The sequence below is a fragment of the Brevundimonas sp. GW821-FHT09G01 genome, from assembly GCF_059416065.1.
The window spans coordinates 58,291-75,392 of record NZ_JBWKOL010000011.1 but is presented as its reverse complement, the minus strand read 5'-3'; the positions used below and the strand labels follow the sequence as shown (position 1 = coordinate 75,392).

At 70.2% G+C, this 17,102-nt stretch carries 21 protein-coding genes; 11 read left to right on the top strand and 10 right to left on the bottom strand.

All coding sequences use genetic code 11. The annotated features are described in order from the left end of the window. Positions 1-467 (top strand): hypothetical protein (locus tag AC07NB_RS16560; protein WP_494572592.1); only part of this gene is annotated, 467 nt, incomplete at its 5' end. 3 nt (positions 468-470) lie between these two features. Here the strand turns inward: AC07NB_RS16560 and AC07NB_RS16555 are convergent. The 3 genes from AC07NB_RS16555 to AC07NB_RS16545 form a co-directional block, all read right to left on the bottom strand. Next, complete coding sequence (locus tag AC07NB_RS16555) at positions 471-815, bottom strand: VOC family protein (protein WP_494572317.1); 345 nt, start codon at positions 813-815, stop codon at positions 471-473. Between the two features lie 235 nt (positions 816-1,050). Continuing rightward, complete coding sequence (locus AC07NB_RS16550; RefSeq protein WP_494572318.1) at positions 1,051-1,776, bottom strand: ABC transporter permease; 726 nt, start codon at positions 1,774-1,776, stop codon at positions 1,051-1,053. Further along, complete coding sequence (locus AC07NB_RS16545) at positions 1,776-2,714, bottom strand: ABC transporter ATP-binding protein (protein WP_291837465.1); 939 nt, start codon at positions 2,712-2,714, stop codon at positions 1,776-1,778. The genes AC07NB_RS16550 and AC07NB_RS16545 overlap by 1 nt, the downstream gene beginning before the upstream one ends. Before the next feature lie 95 nt (positions 2,715-2,809). On the opposite strand from AC07NB_RS16545, the gene AC07NB_RS16540 reads away from it, so the two are divergent. Together AC07NB_RS16540 and AC07NB_RS16535 are read left to right on the top strand one after the other, a co-directional pair. After that, positions 2,810-3,307, top strand: coding sequence for a DUF2975 domain-containing protein (locus AC07NB_RS16540; protein WP_494572319.1), 498 nt, complete (start codon positions 2,810-2,812; stop codon positions 3,305-3,307). Then, positions 3,307-3,543: a helix-turn-helix domain-containing protein gene (locus AC07NB_RS16535; protein WP_494572320.1), complete on the top strand. Its 237-nt coding sequence runs from the start codon at positions 3,307-3,309 to the stop codon at positions 3,541-3,543. Before AC07NB_RS16540 ends, AC07NB_RS16535 begins: the two co-directional genes overlap by 1 nt. Positions 3,544-3,673: 130 nt before the next feature. Here AC07NB_RS16535 and AC07NB_RS16530 read toward each other — a convergent pair whose 3' ends face one another. Then, positions 3,674-4,654 (bottom strand): alpha/beta hydrolase, encoded by a 981-nt coding sequence (locus AC07NB_RS16530; RefSeq protein WP_494572321.1) that lies wholly within the window; start codon positions 4,652-4,654, stop codon positions 3,674-3,676. A gap of 109 nt (positions 4,655-4,763) precedes the next feature. Here AC07NB_RS16530 and AC07NB_RS16525 point away from each other — a divergent pair, with 109 nt between their 5' ends. Together AC07NB_RS16525 and AC07NB_RS16520 are read left to right on the top strand one after the other, a co-directional pair. Beyond that, positions 4,764-5,111 carry an ArsR/SmtB family transcription factor gene (locus tag AC07NB_RS16525; RefSeq protein ID WP_494572322.1) on the top strand — a complete coding sequence of 116 codons (348 nt, stop codon included), beginning with the start codon at positions 4,764-4,766 and terminating at the stop codon, positions 5,109-5,111. A gap of 14 nt (positions 5,112-5,125) precedes the next feature. Further along, on the top strand, positions 5,126-5,596 hold the full coding sequence (locus tag AC07NB_RS16520) for an SRPBCC domain-containing protein (protein WP_492313733.1): 471 nt from the start codon (positions 5,126-5,128) through the stop codon (positions 5,594-5,596). Between the two features lie 140 nt (positions 5,597-5,736). Here AC07NB_RS16520 and AC07NB_RS16515 read toward each other — a convergent pair whose 3' ends face one another. From AC07NB_RS16515 to AC07NB_RS16500, 4 genes are all read right to left on the bottom strand, one after another. Continuing rightward, the gene (locus tag AC07NB_RS16515; RefSeq protein ID WP_494572323.1) at positions 5,737-6,927 is read right to left on the bottom strand and encodes an acetyl-CoA C-acyltransferase; all 1,191 of its coding nucleotides are present in this window, start codon (positions 6,925-6,927) and stop codon (positions 5,737-5,739) included. A 74-nt stretch (positions 6,928-7,001) separates the two neighbouring features. After that, positions 7,002-7,808 carry a CAF17-like 4Fe-4S cluster assembly/insertion protein YgfZ gene (gene ygfZ / locus AC07NB_RS16510; protein WP_494572324.1) on the bottom strand — a complete coding sequence of 269 codons (807 nt, stop codon included), beginning with the start codon at positions 7,806-7,808 and terminating at the stop codon, positions 7,002-7,004. 56 nt (positions 7,809-7,864) lie between these two features. Continuing rightward, entirely contained in the window at positions 7,865-8,746 is an 882-nt protein-coding gene (locus AC07NB_RS16505; protein WP_494572325.1) for a hypothetical protein, read from the bottom strand. Between the two features lie 96 nt (positions 8,747-8,842). After that, complete coding sequence (locus AC07NB_RS16500; protein WP_494572326.1) at positions 8,843-9,394, bottom strand: PilZ domain-containing protein; 552 nt, start codon at positions 9,392-9,394, stop codon at positions 8,843-8,845. 117 nt (positions 9,395-9,511) lie between these two features. On the opposite strand from AC07NB_RS16500, the gene AC07NB_RS16495 reads away from it, so the two are divergent. Next, positions 9,512-10,465 (top strand): glycosyltransferase family 9 protein, encoded by a 954-nt coding sequence (locus AC07NB_RS16495; protein ID WP_494572327.1) that lies wholly within the window; start codon positions 9,512-9,514, stop codon positions 10,463-10,465. 6 nt (positions 10,466-10,471) lie between these two features. Here AC07NB_RS16495 and AC07NB_RS16490 read toward each other — a convergent pair whose 3' ends face one another. Beyond that, complete coding sequence (locus AC07NB_RS16490; RefSeq protein WP_494572328.1) at positions 10,472-11,260, bottom strand: TSUP family transporter; 789 nt, start codon at positions 11,258-11,260, stop codon at positions 10,472-10,474. A 234-nt stretch (positions 11,261-11,494) separates the two neighbouring features. Between AC07NB_RS16490 and AC07NB_RS16485 the strand changes: the two genes are divergently transcribed. Further along, entirely contained in the window at positions 11,495-12,820 is a 1,326-nt protein-coding gene (locus tag AC07NB_RS16485; protein ID WP_494572329.1) for a dihydroorotase, read from the top strand. Then, the gene (locus AC07NB_RS16480) at positions 12,820-13,578 is read left to right on the top strand and encodes a 3-oxoacyl-ACP reductase (protein ID WP_492313727.1); all 759 of its coding nucleotides are present in this window, start codon (positions 12,820-12,822) and stop codon (positions 13,576-13,578) included. The genes AC07NB_RS16485 and AC07NB_RS16480 overlap by 1 nt, the downstream gene beginning before the upstream one ends. On the opposite strand, the gene erpA is transcribed toward AC07NB_RS16480, so the two are convergent. Next, complete coding sequence (gene erpA / locus AC07NB_RS16475) at positions 13,575-13,952, bottom strand: iron-sulfur cluster insertion protein ErpA (protein WP_494572330.1); 378 nt, start codon at positions 13,950-13,952, stop codon at positions 13,575-13,577. The genes AC07NB_RS16480 and erpA overlap by 4 nt on opposite strands. Positions 13,953-14,016: 64 nt before the next feature. On the opposite strand from erpA, the gene AC07NB_RS16470 reads away from it, so the two are divergent. The 3 genes from AC07NB_RS16470 to nagZ all read left to right on the top strand — a co-directional run bounded on the left by AC07NB_RS16470 (position 14,017) and on the right by nagZ (position 17,099). After that, positions 14,017-15,192 (top strand): deoxyguanosinetriphosphate triphosphohydrolase, encoded by a 1,176-nt coding sequence (locus AC07NB_RS16470; protein WP_494572331.1) that lies wholly within the window; start codon positions 14,017-14,019, stop codon positions 15,190-15,192. 80 nt (positions 15,193-15,272) lie between these two features. Next, positions 15,273-16,043, top strand: a complete 771-nt coding sequence (locus tag AC07NB_RS16465; protein WP_494572332.1) for an SPOR domain-containing protein — start codon at positions 15,273-15,275, stop codon at positions 16,041-16,043. A gap of 6 nt (positions 16,044-16,049) precedes the next feature. Then, entirely contained in the window at positions 16,050-17,099 is a 1,050-nt protein-coding gene (gene nagZ / locus AC07NB_RS16460) for a beta-N-acetylhexosaminidase (protein ID WP_494572333.1), read from the top strand. The last annotated feature ends 3 nt before the right edge of the window (positions 17,100-17,102 follow it).

Below are 17,102 nucleotides of genomic sequence, written 5' to 3'. Positions count from 1 at the left end.
CGCCGGCCCCGACCCCCGCTCCGACTCCGACGCCGGCGCCTTCAGCGGCCCCGACGCCCGCGCCGGTCGCGCCGCCGCCGCCGCCGCCGGCCGTGTCCACGGTCACGGTGCTGGACGCCGCCGCCCGCGCGGCCCTGCCGTTCACGGTCGAATTGCCGGCAGGCTTCCAGATCGTCACCGGCCGCCCCGGTCCGGACTTCAAGATCTATACGATCCGCCGCGGCGAGCGCTCGTTCGCCATGGTCTATGCCGGTCCGGCCTCGCAGTTCCCGATCTATACCGGCGAGACGGTCGAGGCGGGCGGGCGCGCCAGCGTCGTCGTCACCGAGGACGGCCAGCGGCACGCCATGGAGCATCTGTTCCAGCGTCCGGACGCGCCGCGCGAGGTCCATGTCTGGACCATGACCCTGGACGGCACCGACCGGGCGCTGGCGGAGCAGATCGCCCAGTCGGTCGACGTCCGCTAGGCGTCAGCTCTCCGACCAGACCGCCAGCTCGGTGCCCGCCGGATCGCGGAAGTGGAACCGCCGCCCGCCGGGGAAGGCGAAGATCGGCTTCAGGATGGTCCCGCCCGCGGCCTCGACCCTGGCCTGCATGGCCTCGATGTCGTCCGCCCAGAGCACGGGCCGGGGCGTCTTCGTGTCATCCGGAGCGGCGTGGGCGTTGAAGCCGCCGTCCAGCCCCTCGTTGAACGCCGCGTACTCCGGCCCGTAGTCGACGAACGTCCAGCCGAAGGCCGCGCCGTAGAAGGCCTTCACCGTCGGCATGTCGCCGCCCGGCAGTTCGAAATAGTCCAGCTTTCCGTCTTCACGCATTGGGGTGTGTCCTGTTGTGGATCGCCATCCGACACACCCTGTTGTGACCCCGTGCGGCGGCCGGCGAAAGGGCCGACCGCGGCGCTTTCGGCTTTTTCCACCGTCCCGCTTGCCAGCCGTTCAAATTCGGGCAAATCTGCAAATCGTTCGCAATCGCAGGAGTCGGCCGATGATCGTGCTGACCACAGGACAGGCTTCCATCACCCGCCTGATGCGCGCGGACGCCGCCCCGCGGTCACAGCACCTCGCGTCGCGCCAGATGGACGGTCATCAGGATCAGGGCGACCAGTCCCAGGCCGCCGCCCAGGCCCAGGGCCGTGTTCACCCGCCAGGCTTCCGTGGCTAGCATGTTGACCGGCATCTGCCAGGGCAGGAAGACGCCCTGCTTGGCCGCGGTCGCCACCACGGCGAAGAAGGTGCCGCCGATCCCGACGACCAGGCCCGGCACGAAGCTGGCGTAGCGCAGCGCGATCCACAGCTGGATCGCGACCATCAGCAGCCCCGCGCCGAACATCATGGCCATGACGCGGGCGTACTGCGCCAGGTCGAACGGTCCGGTGGCGGCCACGGCCGGCTTGATCGCGCCGGCCAGGCTCACCGCCGCCCAGCTGAACGCCAGCACCGCCGCGCTCATCAGGGCCAGCAGGACCAGCACGCAGATCGCCTTGGCCGCGTACAGCTTCCAGCGGGGCAGGGGCAGGGCGCGCAGGTGGTCCCAGCTCTTCGGGCCATGCTCCATGTGCGCCACCAGAGCGGTCAGGGCCGTCACGCTCATCGGCATCATGAAGAAGGCCCAGACGCCGGCGGCGTTGGTCATCCACATGTCCCAGGGCTGGGCCCTGGTGCTGCGCAGCAGCATGAAAAAGCCGAACACCGCGATCAGCGAGGGCGCGGCGACGGCGAGAAGGGCGGCCAGCGAGCGGTTCAGCTTGCGGGCTTCGACGGACAGGACGGCGAGCATCAGACGGTCTCCGGCTGGAGGTTGGAGGCGGGGGAGGAAACGTCGCGGTAGATGCCTTCCAGCGACCGGGCGCGCGGCCCGATGGCGAAGACGGCCAGGTCGGCCTCGACCAGCGCGCGGTTCAGGGCGGCGGAGGCGGAGCGGGCGTCCTCGCCGGGTTTCAGGCGCGCCACCGCGCCGCCCTCGCCCAGGGTCAGGTCGAAGCCGCGGGCCTTGGCCAGCGCCGCGGCGCGCGGCAGGTCGTCGGTCTGGAAGGCGATCTCGGGCGCCAGTTCGGCCTTCAGCCGTTCCAGCTCGCCCTCCAGCACCAGCCGGCCCTCGCTGAGAATACCCACGTGCGTCGCCGTCTGCTCGATCTCGCCCAGCAGGTGGCTGGACAGCAGCACCGTCGCCCCGGTCCGCTCGGGCAGGGCGCGCAGGAAGCGGCGCATGTCGGCGATGCCGTCCGGATCCAGCCCGTTGGTCGGCTCGTCCAGGATCAGCACCGGCGGCGCGCCCAGCATGGCCCGGGCCAGGCCCAGGCGCTGCCGCATCCCCAGCGAGAAGTCGCTGACCGGCTTGCCGGCGTGCTCGCGCATCTCGACCACGTCCAGCACCCGGTCGATCTCGGTCTTGGGCAGGCCCAGCAGGGTCCGCGTCAGGTCCAGGTTCTCGCGGCCGGACAGGTTAACATAGAAGCCATGCGCCTCCAGCAGCGCCCCGACCCGCCGCGCGGCGGCCAGCCGGTCCCGGGCCACATCGACGCCGGCGACCCGGGCCGCGCCCGAGGTCGGAGCGATCAGGCCCAGCAGCATCTTCAGCGTCGTCGTCTTGCCCGCGCCGTTGCGGCCCAGAAAGCCGTAGACGGCCTTGTCCGGCACGGTCATCGACACGGCGTCGACGGCCAGATGGCGTTTGAACCGGCGCGTCAGGGCGCGGGTTTCAATGGCGGCGTTCATGGTCGGCGCTCTCGATTCGTTTAACTCTCATATAAAGTTGCGAAGCTCTCGTCTTTAAGTCAAGATTAAAGACAAGACAGATTCCGGAGACCCTCATGGCCGCTGCCGACATCGACCGCTTCCGCCTGCGCTGCCGCCAGTTCCGCTGGCTGTCGATCTTCATGGTGTGCAGCGTCGGGGCCCTGATGGCGCTGGCCTATGTCGTCGCCCCGATCATCGCCTGGACGCGCGGGATGATGGGCTACCCGGACGTGCTGCAGGGCACGCTGCAGTACGGCCTGCCGGCCTTCTGCTATCTGTTCGGGGTCTGGTCCATCGGGACGGGCGTGGGCCAGATCGGCAAGGGGCGGCTGATCCAGCCGACCCTCGCCTCGACCCTGCGGCGCGTCGGCCTGGCGCTCGGCGTCGGCGGGGTGCTCAGCGTCTTCATCGTGACCAACCTGATGCGCGTTCTGCACATGGGGCAGGGCGGCTTTCTGAATTTCGACGTGGCGGGTATGACGCTGGGGATGATCGGCGGCGCCCTGTTCCTGCTGGGCCGGGTGATCGAACAGGCGGGCAAGGTCCAGGCCGAGCTGGACGAAATGATCTGATGCCCATCCGCGTGACCCTCGACCAGCTGATCGTCCGCAAGGGCCTGAAGGCCCGCGACCTCGCCCAGCAGGTCGGTCTCAGCGAGACCCAGCTGTCCCTGTTCCGCTCGGGCAAGGTGAAGGGCATCCGCTTCCGCACCCTGGCCAAGCTGTGCGCGGCCCTGGAGTGCCGGCCTGCGGATCTGCTGGACTACGACTTCGACCCCGCGGACCTGCTGGGGGACGAGGAGGAGTGACGCTTCTCCCTCCCCTTATGGGGAGGCTGGACCGCGAAGCGGGACGGGTGGGGAACCGCGCGCCCGGATACGAGCCCCACCCTGTCGCCGCTTCGCGCCGACATCCCTCCCCATAAGGGGAGGGAGATTCCTAGCCCACCCACCCCCGCCGCACCGCCCATCGCAACACCAGCTCCGGCCAGATCGCCGCCGGCTTGCCTTCGATCAGGCGGATCCCGAAACCGTGGCCGCCCTCCTCGAACAGGTGCGCCTCCGCCTTCACGCCTGCGGCCTTCAGCGCCGTCAGCAGCTGCAGGCTGTTCTCCACCGGCACCGCCTCGTCATCCATCGCGTGCAGCAGGAAGACCGGCGGCCGCCCGCGCCAGTCCATCCGCTCCAGCGAATAGCGCTCCACCGCCTCCGCCGACGGCGTCTCGCCCAGCATCTCCCGGCGCGACCCGGCGTGGGCGAAGGGCGCGGCCATGGTCGCCACCGGATAGAGCAGGATCGACAGATCAGGCCGCATCGACACGGCGTCCACGTCATCGACCGCCGCATAGGTCTGATCCGTCCGCGCCGTCAGCATCCCGGCCAGGTGTCCGCCCGCCGAGGCGCCCAGCACCGCCACCCGCGCCGGGTCCAGTCCGTCCGCCGCCGCGCGCGCCCGCACCAGCCGCAGCGCCCGCTGGGCGTCCTGCAGCGGCGCGTCCGGCCCCGCCGCCCAGCCGTCGCCGGGCAGGCGGTAGCGCAGCACGAAACAGGTGATGCCCGCCGCCGCGAACACCCGCGCACAGTCCAGCCCCTCCTTGTCGACGGCGGCCCATTTGTAGCCGCCGCCGGGGATCAGCAGCAGGCTCGCCCCATTCGGCCGGGCGGGCCGCAGGACCATCAGGATCGGCTCGGTCGTGTAGCGGGCGAAGCGGTCGTGAAAGGCGGGATCGGTCGAGCGCTCGGTCACCACCGGCGTCGCGGTCACCCGCGCGCCGCCGGGCGCCGCACCCGGCCACAGGCGGATCGTCTCGGTCGGGTCGGGCGGCGCCACCGTCTGCGACACCGGTGTCATCGTCAGGACGGGAAGGGGCGTCGCGGCGGCTGCGGCCAGGCCCAGCGCGCCTCTGCGGGTGGTGATCATGGGGCGGTCTCCTGAGGCTCAGGCTAGGCCGCCGCCGCCCGCGCCGACAAGCCGCTTGACTCCGCTTCAGAATATAACCATAAAGTTATACAACGATGGGGTTATGAACATGGCCGCCGCCGCGCTGAAACTGGACGAGACCTTCGCCGCCCTGGCCGACCCGACCCGCCGCGCCATCCTGCGCCGGCTGGCCAAGGGCGAGGCCTCGGTCAGCGAGCTGGCCGCGCCCTTCGACATGAGCCAGCCGGCCATCTCGAAACATCTCAAGGTGCTGGAACGGGCGGGGCTGATCTCGACCGGACAGGACGCCCAGCGCCGTCCCCGCAAGCTGGAGCCGGAGGCTCTCGTGATCGCCAACGACTTCCTGATCGAACTGCGCACCCTGTTCGACAGCCGCTATGCGGCGCTCGACGCGGTGCTCGAGGAACTCAAAACGACCGGCGCGACCGGCGACTGATGGAGGATGCCCCGATGACCCTGAAACTGATGACCCCCGGCGACCGCGAGATCCTGATCGAGCGCCGTTTCGCCGCCGCCCGCCCGCAGGTGTGGCGGGCCCTGACCGAGCCCGACCTGGTGCGCAAATGGCTGCTGGGTCCCGACGGCTGGACCATGCCGGTCTGCACGATCGACCTGCGCGTCGGCGGCGAGATGCGCTTCGAATGGGCGCGCGGCGACGCCCGCATGGGCCTGACCAGCACCTTCAAGGAGATCGTGCCGGACGACCGCATGGTCGCGACCGAAAAGTTCGACGAGGACTGGACCGGCGGCGAGACCCTGGTCACCCAGTCCCTGCATGACGACGGCGACGGGACGATCCTGCGCACCCACATCCTCTACGCCTCGCAGGAAGCCCGCGACGGCGCCAAGATGTCGGGCATGACCGACGGCATGGAAGCCGGCTACGCGCGCCTGGACGGGATGTTCGCGGCGGCGGCGTAAGAGCGTCTCCCTCCCCCTTTGTGGGGGAGGGATGTCGGCGCGCAGCGACGACAAGGTGGGGTTCGTAAGGACGGGGCGCCGCTCCCCACCCGTCCCGCTTCGCGGTCCACCCTCCCCAGAGGGGGAGGGAGAGTCTTGAGTTACGCCAGCTCCACCGCCATCGCCACGGCTTCACCGCCGCCGATGCACAGGCTCGCCACGCCCTTCGTCCCGCCGCGCGCCTGGAGCGCCGCCAGCAGGGTGGCCAGCACCCGGGCGCCAGAGGCGCCGATGGGGTGGCCCAGGGCCGTCGCGCCGCCGTTCACGTTCAGCTTGGCGTGAGAAATGCCCAGTTCGCGCATGGCGATCATCGGCACCACGGCGAAGGCCTCGTTCACCTCCCACAGATCGACGTCCTCGACCGACCAGCCGGCCTTGGCCAGGGTCTTGCGGATCGCCGGGACCGGGGCGGTGGTGAACAGGGCGGGCTCCTGCGCGTGGGCCGAGTGGCCGACGATGCGGGCCAGCACCGGCATGCCCAGCGCCCGCGCCACGCTCTCGCGCGTCACGACCAGGGCGGCGGCGCCGTCCGAGATCGAAGCCGAGGAGGCCGCGGTGATGGTGCCGTCCTTGGCGAAGGCGGGCTTCAGATTGGGGATCTTGGACGGATCGGCCTTGGCGGGCTGTTCGTCCTCGCTGACCGTGACCGGTCCCTTGCGCGACTGGACCTCGACCGGAACCACTTCGCCGGCGAAGGCGCCGCCGGTGACGGCCGCGTTGGCGCGGCTCAGGCTCTCGATGGCGTAGGCGTCCTGGTCCTCGCGGGTGAACTGGTACGCATTGGCGGTGTCCTGGGCGAACGAGCCCATCGGCTTGCCCGGCTGATAGGCGTCTTCCAGTCCGTCCATCATCATCGAGTCGACGATGACGTCGTGGCCGATGCGGGCGCCGCCGCGATGCTTGTTCATCAGGTAGGGGGCGCCGGTCATCGACTCCATGCCGCCCGCCACGATGATGTCGGCCGAACCGGCCCTGATCGAATCCGCGGCCATCATCACGGCCTGCAGGCCCGAGCCGCACATCTTGTTCACCGTCGTCGCCTCGACGTGCTGGCCCAGGCCCGCGCCGATGGCGGCCTGACGGGCCGGGGCCTGACCCAGGCCGGCGGGCAGAACGCAGCCCATGTAGATCTGCTCGACCTTCTCCGGCGCGACGCCCGCGCGCTCGACCGCAGCCTTGACCGCGACGGCGCCCAGCTCGGTGGCCTTGACGCCGGTCAGGGCGCCCTGGAAGCCGCCCATGGGCGTGCGGGCGAAGGAACAGATGACGACGGGATCGGACATCGAGAGCATCCTCTAAAAAAACCTACGGCGGCTAGATCGTCCCTTTTCGGGTCAGACGCAAGCCTTTGCGCTGCAGTGCACAATCACTCGGCCGCAGGCAATGGGGCCGGCAGCCAATCAGGACGCCGCACCCGCACCGGACGCCCCTCTACCGTAAGCTCGCCCTCCAGCCGGTCCAGCCGCACCAGGGCCATGGCGACGCCGTCGCGCCCGCTCAGCACCTCGCCGGCGCGCAGCTCTCCGTTCAGCACCTCGGCTCCGAACGGCGGAGGCGGGCCGTCGAATTCCAGCGGCAGCATGCGGTTGCGGATCGCCCCCCGTCGTTTCATGCGCGAGGTCGTCTCCTGGCCGATGAAACAGCCCTTCTGGAAATCGATGCCGTTCAGCAGGTCGAAATCGGCCTCGATCGGATAGGTCTTGTCCGACGGCGCGTCCGCGCTCGGATCGGGCACGCCCACGGTCAGCCGGTGCGCCTGCCAGTCGTCCTCCACGGCGTTGGTGTCCAGCGCGCCGCCATAGCGCCGCCCGCCCAGCGCCGGCTCGCGCGGATCGACCGCGAAACCCTCGACCACGCCGGCCCAGCCGACGAACACCGCGCGGTCGTCCGCCTCGACGGTCACGGCGGCGCGTAGCCTGTACATCGACAGCCGCTGGATCAGGGCGTCCCGCCGCTCAGCCGCCACGTCCAGCAGCACGCCGTCCGCCTCGCCGAAAATGAACAGGTCGAACAGCAGCCGCCCCGGTGGCGACAGCAGGGCGCCGAACCTCAGTTCGCCCTCGCCGATCGTCTCCACGTCCTGCGTCAGCAGATTGTGCAGGAAGGGCTTGGCGTCCGGCCCGCCGATCCGGATCAGGGCGCGGGAGGGCAGGCGGGCGGTGCGGGTGGTCATGGGAGGGTAGATAGGGTTTCCGGCCGCCATCGTCATCCTCCTGCTCGCAGGCGACTTCACTGTCCCCGGAGTTCAGCCATCGCCATATGGGCGCATCCCAAGGCGCTTCCCGCGTCAAAGCCGAAGGCTCGGTAGATTTGCCGACCCGTGTCGCGGGCCTGCGTACTCAGCAGGCCGGTGGGCTGGTCCGAAGGATCGGTCGGATCGAACACGATGGTGGCCGCGCCCTTGTCGCAACCACGAGGGTCGCAGACGCCGGCGAAGGCGAGGCGCGTGGATTGGTTCACGCCCTGACGCGCCCTGCCCGCCGCATCGCCGATCGTCCGGGTCCAGTCGGGCAGGCTGATCCCACGATCGGAGGCCGTCCGTCGCCAACGAGCCACCGCCGAGCGAACGGTCGCCGACGCAATGGCCTGCGAAACAAGGGCGCGGGGATTGCGACGGCTGCACGCCAGGTCGGATGGGTCCCAGACCGCGACGCCGCCCGTCACCGCCTCACTGGCCTCGGCATAGAGTTTCACGCCGACGGCGCCGCGCAGGTTGATGTCGGCGAAGTCGCGGCCGAGGTCATTGCCGAGACTGATCTCGTAGGCCTGAATCGCAGTCGTTGGACTGGCAGGGTCGTCTATCGCGATCGCAACCGTGCAGAAGACCGCGTTTCCAGGCGTGCTTCCCGTCAACTGTGGCGCCTCCGCCAGCCGGACGACCGGTTCGGCCACGACGCCGGTCATCAAGTCGCCGTTCCGATGGGTGTTCCAGACAGAACTGGACAGCTTTCCGGGGATCCACTCCGCCCCGCGAATGCAGGCCTCGATCGCACCGGCTCGGACCGCGCGGGCCAGTTGGAGGTCCGGCTTGTCCACCTCGTCGCATCCGCCGAGCGCGGCGATGGCGACGGCCGCGATGGCGCGGGCGGATTGGGGGATGCGAGTGATCATGCCGGTCACTGTGCGGAGGACTCACACAACCGTCACGTGGAGTTTGGAAGGCCTTGGCGTGCAGAGGTCATGCAGACGGCGGATCGCCGGCCGGCCTCAGCCGCTCCCCACCGCATACCGCGCCGTCACCCCGTCCGGCTGCCACTCATGCTGTTCCAGCTTGTCGAGGGACCGCAGCACCCGCCTGAGGAACATCCCCGGATCGCCCGCCTCGATCGCCGGCCTCAGCCACTCCGTCACCACCGCCCGCGCGGGGAAGAAGCCGACAGGCCCCGGCACGCTCAGCGCCACCTCGATCCCCTCGGCCAGCCAGCCGGCGACCACGACGAACAATCCCTCGGACGCCAGGAAGTCGCTGCGGCGCAGGACGTACAGGGTGATCACTCCCTCATCGATCCCGTCGGGACGCACGATCACGCCGCTGCGGTCGGGCCGCCAGTCGTCGCCCAGTTCGATCACGCGCCACAGGCAGAACCAGATCCGGCAGGTCTGCGGCCGGATCGCATGCACGGCGCAGCCCGAACCGTCGACGCAATAGCCACACAGCTCGCCCGTGGGCTTGGCCAGTTCGGGCAGGTCCAGCGGAATGACGCGGCAGCATTCGACACAGCCGCCGCATTCGCGGTCGGGGAGGAGGGGCAGGCTCATCGCGGAGCGACGCCAGAAAGACGGGACCGGGTCAACTGAAGTCCGTCCGTCCACAGCTTGCTTGCATCAGGGCGTCATGTCCCGCTGACGTGACGAGAATCCCTGTACAACCAGCGCATGGCGGGCCGTTTCCCCATTCTCTACCTCGCCGAGGCCGGCGCAGACGACGCAGTGATGTCCTCGGGCGTGCTCGCGTATCTGGTCGACGCCATGCCGCAGGCCAGCTTCACCATTGTCGGTTCGCCGCAGAGCGCGCCCCTGTTCGCCGACACCCCGCGCCTCGACAAGCTGATCGTGCTGGAGAAGGAGGGCCGCCTCGAATGGCTCGGCCTGTGGAACCAGGTCCGCGCGATCAAATGGGGCCTGATCGTCGACATGCGCGGCACCACCTTCTCGGGCAAGCTCAGCCGCCAGAAGCGGGCCGTGCGCGGCAAGGACGAGGCGGGCGTGCACAAGGTCGAACTGGCCGCCCGCGTGCTGCAGCTGGACGAGGTCCCGGCCCCGCGACTGTTCGTGTCCGACGCCACCCGCGCCTCCATCGAGCCCCTGCTGTCGCAGGACGGCGCGCCCCTGCTGGTCATCGCGCCGGGCGCCGACTGGGTCGGCCGCGAATGGCCGCCCGAACGCTATGCGACCCTCGCCGCCACCCTGACCAACGACGGGCCGCTGGCGGGGGGGCGGGTGGTCGTGCTCGGCGACGAGAAGGACAAGGACGCGGGCCACACCATCCGCCTGGCCATGCCGCGCAACCGCACCAGCGAACTGCCGGGCAAGCTGTCGATGGTGCAGGCGCTGGCGGTGCTGGAGCGGGCGGCCCTCTATCTGGGCGGCGACTCGGTCTGGACCCAGCTGGCGGTCGCCGCCGGCGCGCCGGTGGTGGCGGCCTACGGCCCCTCCGACGAGACGGTGCGCGGTCCCTGGACCGGCGTGGTGGTGCGCGGCCCCCGCTCGGTGGAGGAGTTCCGCAAGATCGATCCGGGCCTCAACCAGGCCATCCTGCACATGAACGAGGTCCCCGCCGACCGCGTGCTCAAGGCCGCCAGGAAGGTGCTGGCCGAGCGGGCGGCCTGAGCCGCCTCAGGTCAGGCCCAGCAGCCAGATGCGCAGCGGATTGGCCGGGTCGGACAGCAGCTTGGCCACCATCGCCAGGCAGACGATCACCAGAAGGGGGCGGATCAGTTTCGGCCCAAACCGCATGGCGGCGTGCGACCCTAGCCAGCCGCCGATCACCTGACCGACCGCCATCATCAGGCCGATCAGCCAAAGCGCATGGCCGCCGATGGCGAAGACCACCACCGAGACGACATTGCTGGCCAGGTTCAGCGCCTTGGTGTGCGCTGTCGCCCGCGTCAGCCCCATACCCAGCAAGGTGACCAGCGCCAGGGCGAAGAAGGACCCGGCGCCCGGTCCGAAGAAACCGTCATAGAAGCCGATGCCGCCGGTCACGGCGCCGAAGGCGAAGGGGGTCAGCCGGGCGTGCACATCCTCATCGCTCGCCTTGGGTCCGACCAGAAAATAGACCGCGATCCCGGCCAGAAGGACGGGCAGTAGGACCATCAGCCAGGTCGTGTCCACGAACGTCACGGTAAAGGCGCCCAGCGCCGCCCCAACCGCCGTCGCGATCAATGGCCATTTCAGCAGGGCGAAGTCGATCCGCCCCTTGCGCCAGAACGTGTATGTGGCCGCCGCCGTGCCGAAGCTCCCCTGGATCTTGTTGGTCGCGATCGCCGCCACCGGCGGCACGCCCGCCGCCAGCAGGGCCGGAACGGTAATCAGCCCGCCGCCCCCGGCGATGGCGTCCACGAATCCGGCGAGCACCGCCGCGGCGAACAGCAGGGCGAGGATTTCAGGGGCAAGATCGAACATGGCGCGGCTTTACGCCGACCTTCGCCGTTGCGCATCCCGTTTATGCGGAGGAGGCCGTACGTCCATTCCTGACGCACCCATCGGCTACTCTACGGCCTGTTGCTACCCGACCTATCCGGACGCATCGGACGCTTCGGACGGTGTTTTCGATCCGCCCCGTTCGCACTCTTCGCACTGTCTTTTTTTGCGCGCGCATCCTGCCTTCCGCCCGCTTTCGGACTATTCAGGCGGCCCATGACCTATGACCTGATCGTTCGCGGCGGCGAAGTCGCCAATCACGCCGGACGCGGCCTCGCCGACGTCGGCATCATCGACGGCAAGATCGCCTTCATCGGCGACCTCGGCCAGGCCTCGGCGGGCGAGACGTTCGACGCGACGGGGCTGACGGTCCTGCCGGGGGTCATCGACACCCAGGTCCACTTCCGCGAACCCGGTCTGGAGTGGAAGGAAGATCTGGAGACCGGCTCGCGCGCCGCGGCCTTGGGCGGGGTCACCGCCGTGTTCGAGATGCCGAACACCGAGCCCAACACCACCGATCCGGACACCCTGGCCGACAAGCTGGACCGCGCCCGCGACCGCATGTGGACCGACCACGCCTTCTACATCGGCGGCACCCACGAGAACGCGAAATACCTGGCCGAGCTGGAGCGCCTGCCCGGCTGCTGCGGGGTCAAGGTCTTCATGGGCGCCTCGACCGGCACCCTCCTGGTGGCCGACGACGACGGCGTGCGCGAGGTGCTGCGCCATGTGAAGCGCCGCGCCACCTTCCACTCCGAGGATGAGTACCGCCTCGTGGAGCGCCGCCCCCTGGCCCGCACCGGCGACTGGACCAGCCACCCGGAGGTCCGCGACCCCGAGAGCGCCATCATGTCCACCCGGCGCCTCGTCGGGCTGGCCAAGGAGACCGGCGCCCGCATCCACGTGCTGCACGTGACCACCGCCGAGGAGATCGAGTTCCTGGCCGGGCACAAGGACGTCGCCACCGTCGAGGTCACGCCCCAGCACCTGACCCTGGACGGCGACGAGGCCTATGACCGCCTCAAGGGCCTGGCCCAGATGAATCCGCCGATCCGCAACAACTACCACATCGCCGGCCTGTGGCGCGGGGTGGAGCAGGGCGTTGCCGACGTGCTGGGCTCGGACCACGCGCCGCATACGCTGGAGGAGAAGGCCCGGCCTTACCCCGCCTCGCCCTCGGGCATGCCGGGGGTGCAGACGCTGGTGCCGGTCATGCTGACCCACGTCGCCAACGGGCGGCTGACGCTGGACCGCTTCATCGACCTGACCAGCCACGGCGCCAACCGCGTCTTCGGCATCGCCGGCAAGGGCCGCATGGCCGAGGGCTATGACGGCGACCTGACCATCGTCGACCTGAAGGCCAAGCACGTCCTCAGGCACGAGGACATGGCCACCCGCTCGGGCTGGACCCCGTTCGACGGCTTCGAGGCCACCGGCCAGGCCAAGGCCACCATCGTGCGCGGCCGCGTCGTCATGCGCGATGGCGAGCTGCAGGGGACCGCCCACGGCCGTCCGGTCCGCTTCCAGGAGACCCTGGCCTGATGAAACTCGAAGAGCAGATCGTCCTCGTCACCGGCGGCGCGCGCGGCGTCGGCGCAGCCGTGATCCGCGCCTTCGCCGCCCAGGGCGCCCGCGTCGTCATCAACTTCCGCGCCAGCGAGACCGCCGCCCGCGAACTGGTCGACGAGTTTCCTGAACAGGCCGTCGCCTTTCGCGCCGACGTCACCGACCGCGAGGCGGTGCGGGAAATGGTCGCCATGGCCGAGGACGTCTTCGGCGCTCCGGTCACCACCGTGGTCAACAACGCCCTGGACTACAGCTTCAATGGGGACGGCCGGTCGCAGTTCGCCGACCTCGACTGGTCCGAGATGGAGGACCAGTTCGCCACTGTCGTGCGCGGCGCCCTGAACGTCATCCAGGCCACGGCGCCGGGCATGGCCGGGATCGGCTTCGGCCGGGTGGTCAACATCGGCACCAACCTGTTCCAGAACCCGGTCGTGCCCTACCACGACTACACCGCCGCCAAGGCCGCCCTGCTCAGCCTGACCCGGACGGCGGCCGCCGACCTCGGTCCGCAGGGGATCACGGTCAACATGGTCTCCGGCGGCCTGCTGCGCACCACGGACGCCAGCGCGGCCACGCCCGAGGCGGTCTTCGACCTGATCGCAGGCATGACCCCGCTGCGGTCGGTCACGACGCCCGAAGAGTTCGCCGACGCCGTCCTGTTCTTCGCCTCGCCCTGGAGCCGGGCGGTGACGGGGCAGAACCTGGTGGTCGATGGCGGGCTGGTGCGGGACTAGATCGAGAAGCTGACGCCGCAGCCGCAGCTGGACGCCGCGTTCGGGTTGCGCACTACGAACTGGGCGCCGGCCAGGTCGTCGACGAAGGCGATCTCGGAGCCCTTGAGGAAGGGCAGGGAGACGGTGTCGACCACGGCGGCCTGGCCGTCGGTCTCGATGCGGATGTCGTCGGCGTCGCTGGCCTCGATCAGTTCGAAGCGGTACTGGAAGCCCGAGCAGCCGCCGCCGTCCACCGCGACGCGCAGCAGCACCGGATGGCCCTCGGCCTCGCCCAGCTTCGCCAGGCGCCGGGCGGCGCTTTCGGACAGGGTCAGGCCATGACCGCCGGTGGGGGCGGAGACGGCGAAGGTCGGTGCGGATTGGACGGTGCTCACGCAGGCCTATATGAGGCGCGGACGGGCGTTCGCAAAGGGCGCCTGAGCGAATGAGCAGCCGAACTTGATCCCTGAGCGCGCGTCCTACGCCGAATATCCCGAGCACAGCCGAGGCCGGCTGTCGCCCGAGCCGATCAGCCGCACCCGCAACGCCTTCGCCCGCGACCGCGACCGGATCATCCACGCCACCGCCTTCCGCCGCCTGAAGGAGAAGACCCAGGTCTTCGTGGCGCACGAGGGCGACCACTACCGCACCCGCCTGACCCACTCGCTGGAAGTGGCCCAGATCGCCCGCTCGCTGGCGCATGCGCTGAGGCTGGACACCGACCTGGCCGAGACGGTGGCCCTGGCCCACGACCTGGGCCATCCGCCCTTCGGCCATGCGGGCGAGGACGAGCTGCAGGCCCAGATGGCCCCGTGGGGCGGCTTCGACCACAACGTCCAGACCTTCCGCGTCGTGACCAAGCTGGAGGAGCGCTATCCTCAGTTCGACGGCCTGAACCTGAGCTGGGAGACGGTCGAGGGCGTGGTCAAGCACAACGGTCCGGTCAGCCATCGGCTGGACGAGCCCGCCTGGCGCGCCATCGCCGACTACGCCCCGGGCTGGGACCTGCGGCTGAACAGCTTCGCCTCGCTGGAGGCCCAGGCCGCCGCCATCGCCGACGACATCGCCTACAACAACCACGACGTGGACGACGGAGTGCAGGCGGGCCTGTTCACCCTGGACGACCTGTCCGACGTGCCCCTGATCGGGCCGGTGCTGCGCGGCGTCCGCGCCGACTGGCCGGCCATTGACGAGCGGATGGTCCGTATCGAGGCGGTGCGCCGCATGATCGGGGTCATGATCGAGGACGTGCTGGCCGAGACCGAGCGGCGGCTGGAGGCCGACGGCGTCCGTTCCACGGAGGACGTGCGCACGGCCTCGCGGACGCTGGTGGCTTTCTCGCCCGCGATGCTGGCGGACCTGGGCGTGCTGAGGAAGTTCCTGTTCGAGCGGATGTACCGCCACTATCGCGTCAACCGGACCCGCAGCCAGGCGCGGCGGATCCTGGCCGAGATGTTCCAGCTGTTCATGGCCGAGCCCGAGACCATGCCGCCGGAATGGTCAGGCCCCGCCCAGGGCGGCGATGAGACCCGGCGGGCCCGGGCGGTGTGCGACTACATCGCCGGGATGACCGACCGCTACGCCATCGAGGAACACAAGAAGCTGTTCAGCCTCGACCTGGCCCTCGATCTGTGATTCGTAACCCTCGTCGGGGCGGGTAGAGTAGTTGGCCGACGCGGGCGATTCGCGGTCGGCGACGTTTCCAAGGCGCGGCCATGTCCCACGAAGATCCCTACCGTCCGAATCCGGGCCGCGACCGCGGCGCCTACACCCCGCCGACCGACGACGACCTGCCGTTCGAGCGCGGCGGCTATGATCCGCGCCGCGGCGGCGGACATGGCGGCGGCGGTGGAGGCGGCGGCAAGTCTCCGCCGCTGACCCTGATCATCTCCGGCGTGGTGCTGGTGCTGCTGATCATCGCGGTGGTGGTCTATTATCGCGCCGGTCCGCGCTCCTCGAACGACGCGCCGCCCGCCGTGGGCACGCCCGTCGGCGAAATGAAGGCCGCCGCGCCCGTCGACGCCCAGCCGATCGACCCGGAAGCCGGCATCGACGTCTATTCCGGCGCCGAGGCCCCGACCGCGATCCCGACCTTCACTCCGCCGCCCGAAGCGGTCCAGCCGCGTCCCCTGCCGCGTCCGGTCGAAGGCGCGCCCCTGCCGACGCCCGTGACCCGCCCGGCCCCGCCCGCCGTGACGGCGCCGCCGGCCGAGAAGGCCGAGCCCGCCACGCCCCCCGCCGCCGGCGGAACCTCGGGCGTGCAGATCGGCGCCTTCTCGACCCCGGCCATCGCCGAGCGCGAGTACGGCCAGGTCGTCGGCCGCTATCCGTCGCTGACCCGCGGCGCCAGCCGCCGGGTGCAGGAGGTGACCTCGTCTTCCGGCTCGACCCTGTACCGCACCACGGTGACGGGCCTCAGCCGCGACCAGGCGACGGCCCTGTGCACCGCCATCAAGTCTGGCGGCGGCGACTGCATCGTGCGCTGATCCCCGGTGACCACGGCGGCGATCTACGGCTGTAGCGGCCATCGGCTGACGGCGGAGGAGAAGGCCTTCTTCGCCGAGGTCAGGCCGTGGGGTTTCATCCTGTTCCGGCGCAATGTGGACAGCCCGGACCAGGTGCGGGCCCTGACCGCCGAGCTGCGCGACAGCATCGATGATCCGAAGGCCCCCATCCTGATCGACCAGGAGGGCGGCCGGGTCCAGCGCCTGGGGCCGCCGCACTGGCCCAAATACCCGCCGGGCGACGCCTATCTGAAGGCGACCAACGATCCGCTGGCGGCCCGCGAGCTGGTCCGGCTGGGCGCGCGCCTGATGGCGCATGAGCTGAAAGAGGTCGGCATCGACGTCGACTGCGCGCCCGTCCTGGACGTGCCGGTGCCGGGCGCCCACGACATCATCGGCGACCGCGCCTACGCCCGCGATCCGGCGACGGTGGCGCAACTGGCCCGCGCCGCCGCCGAGGGGTTGCTGGCGGGCGGCGTCCTGCCGGTGATCAAGCACATGCCCGGCCACGGCCGCGCCTTCGCCGACACCCACAAGGAACTTCCGACCGTCCATGCGGATCTGGACACCCTGGACGGCTGGGACTTCGCGCCGTTCAAGGCGCTGTCGGACATGCCCATCGGCATGACGGCCCACATCATCTTCACGGCCATAGACCCCAAGCGCCCGGCGACCCAGTCGAAGAAGGCGATCAGGATGATCCGCGAGCGGCTGGGCTTCGGCGGCCTGCTGCTGTCGGACGATCTGGTGATGAACGCCCTGTCCGGCACCCTGACCGAGCGGGCGCGGATGTCGCTCAAGGCCGGCTGCGACCTGGTCATCCACTGGAACGGCGTCATGGACGAGATGCGCCAGGTGGCCGAGGGCGTCGGCAAGTTGAAGGGCGGCGCCCGGCGCCGCGCGGACGCGGCCCTTGCCCGTATCGTTCACACGCCAGAGCCGCTGGACTACCGCGAAGCCCGCGACCGGTTCGACGCCCTGATGGGCGGGCGGCTGGAGGCGGCGAAGGGGCCGGACGTGGCGGAGGCGCAGGCCTGATCC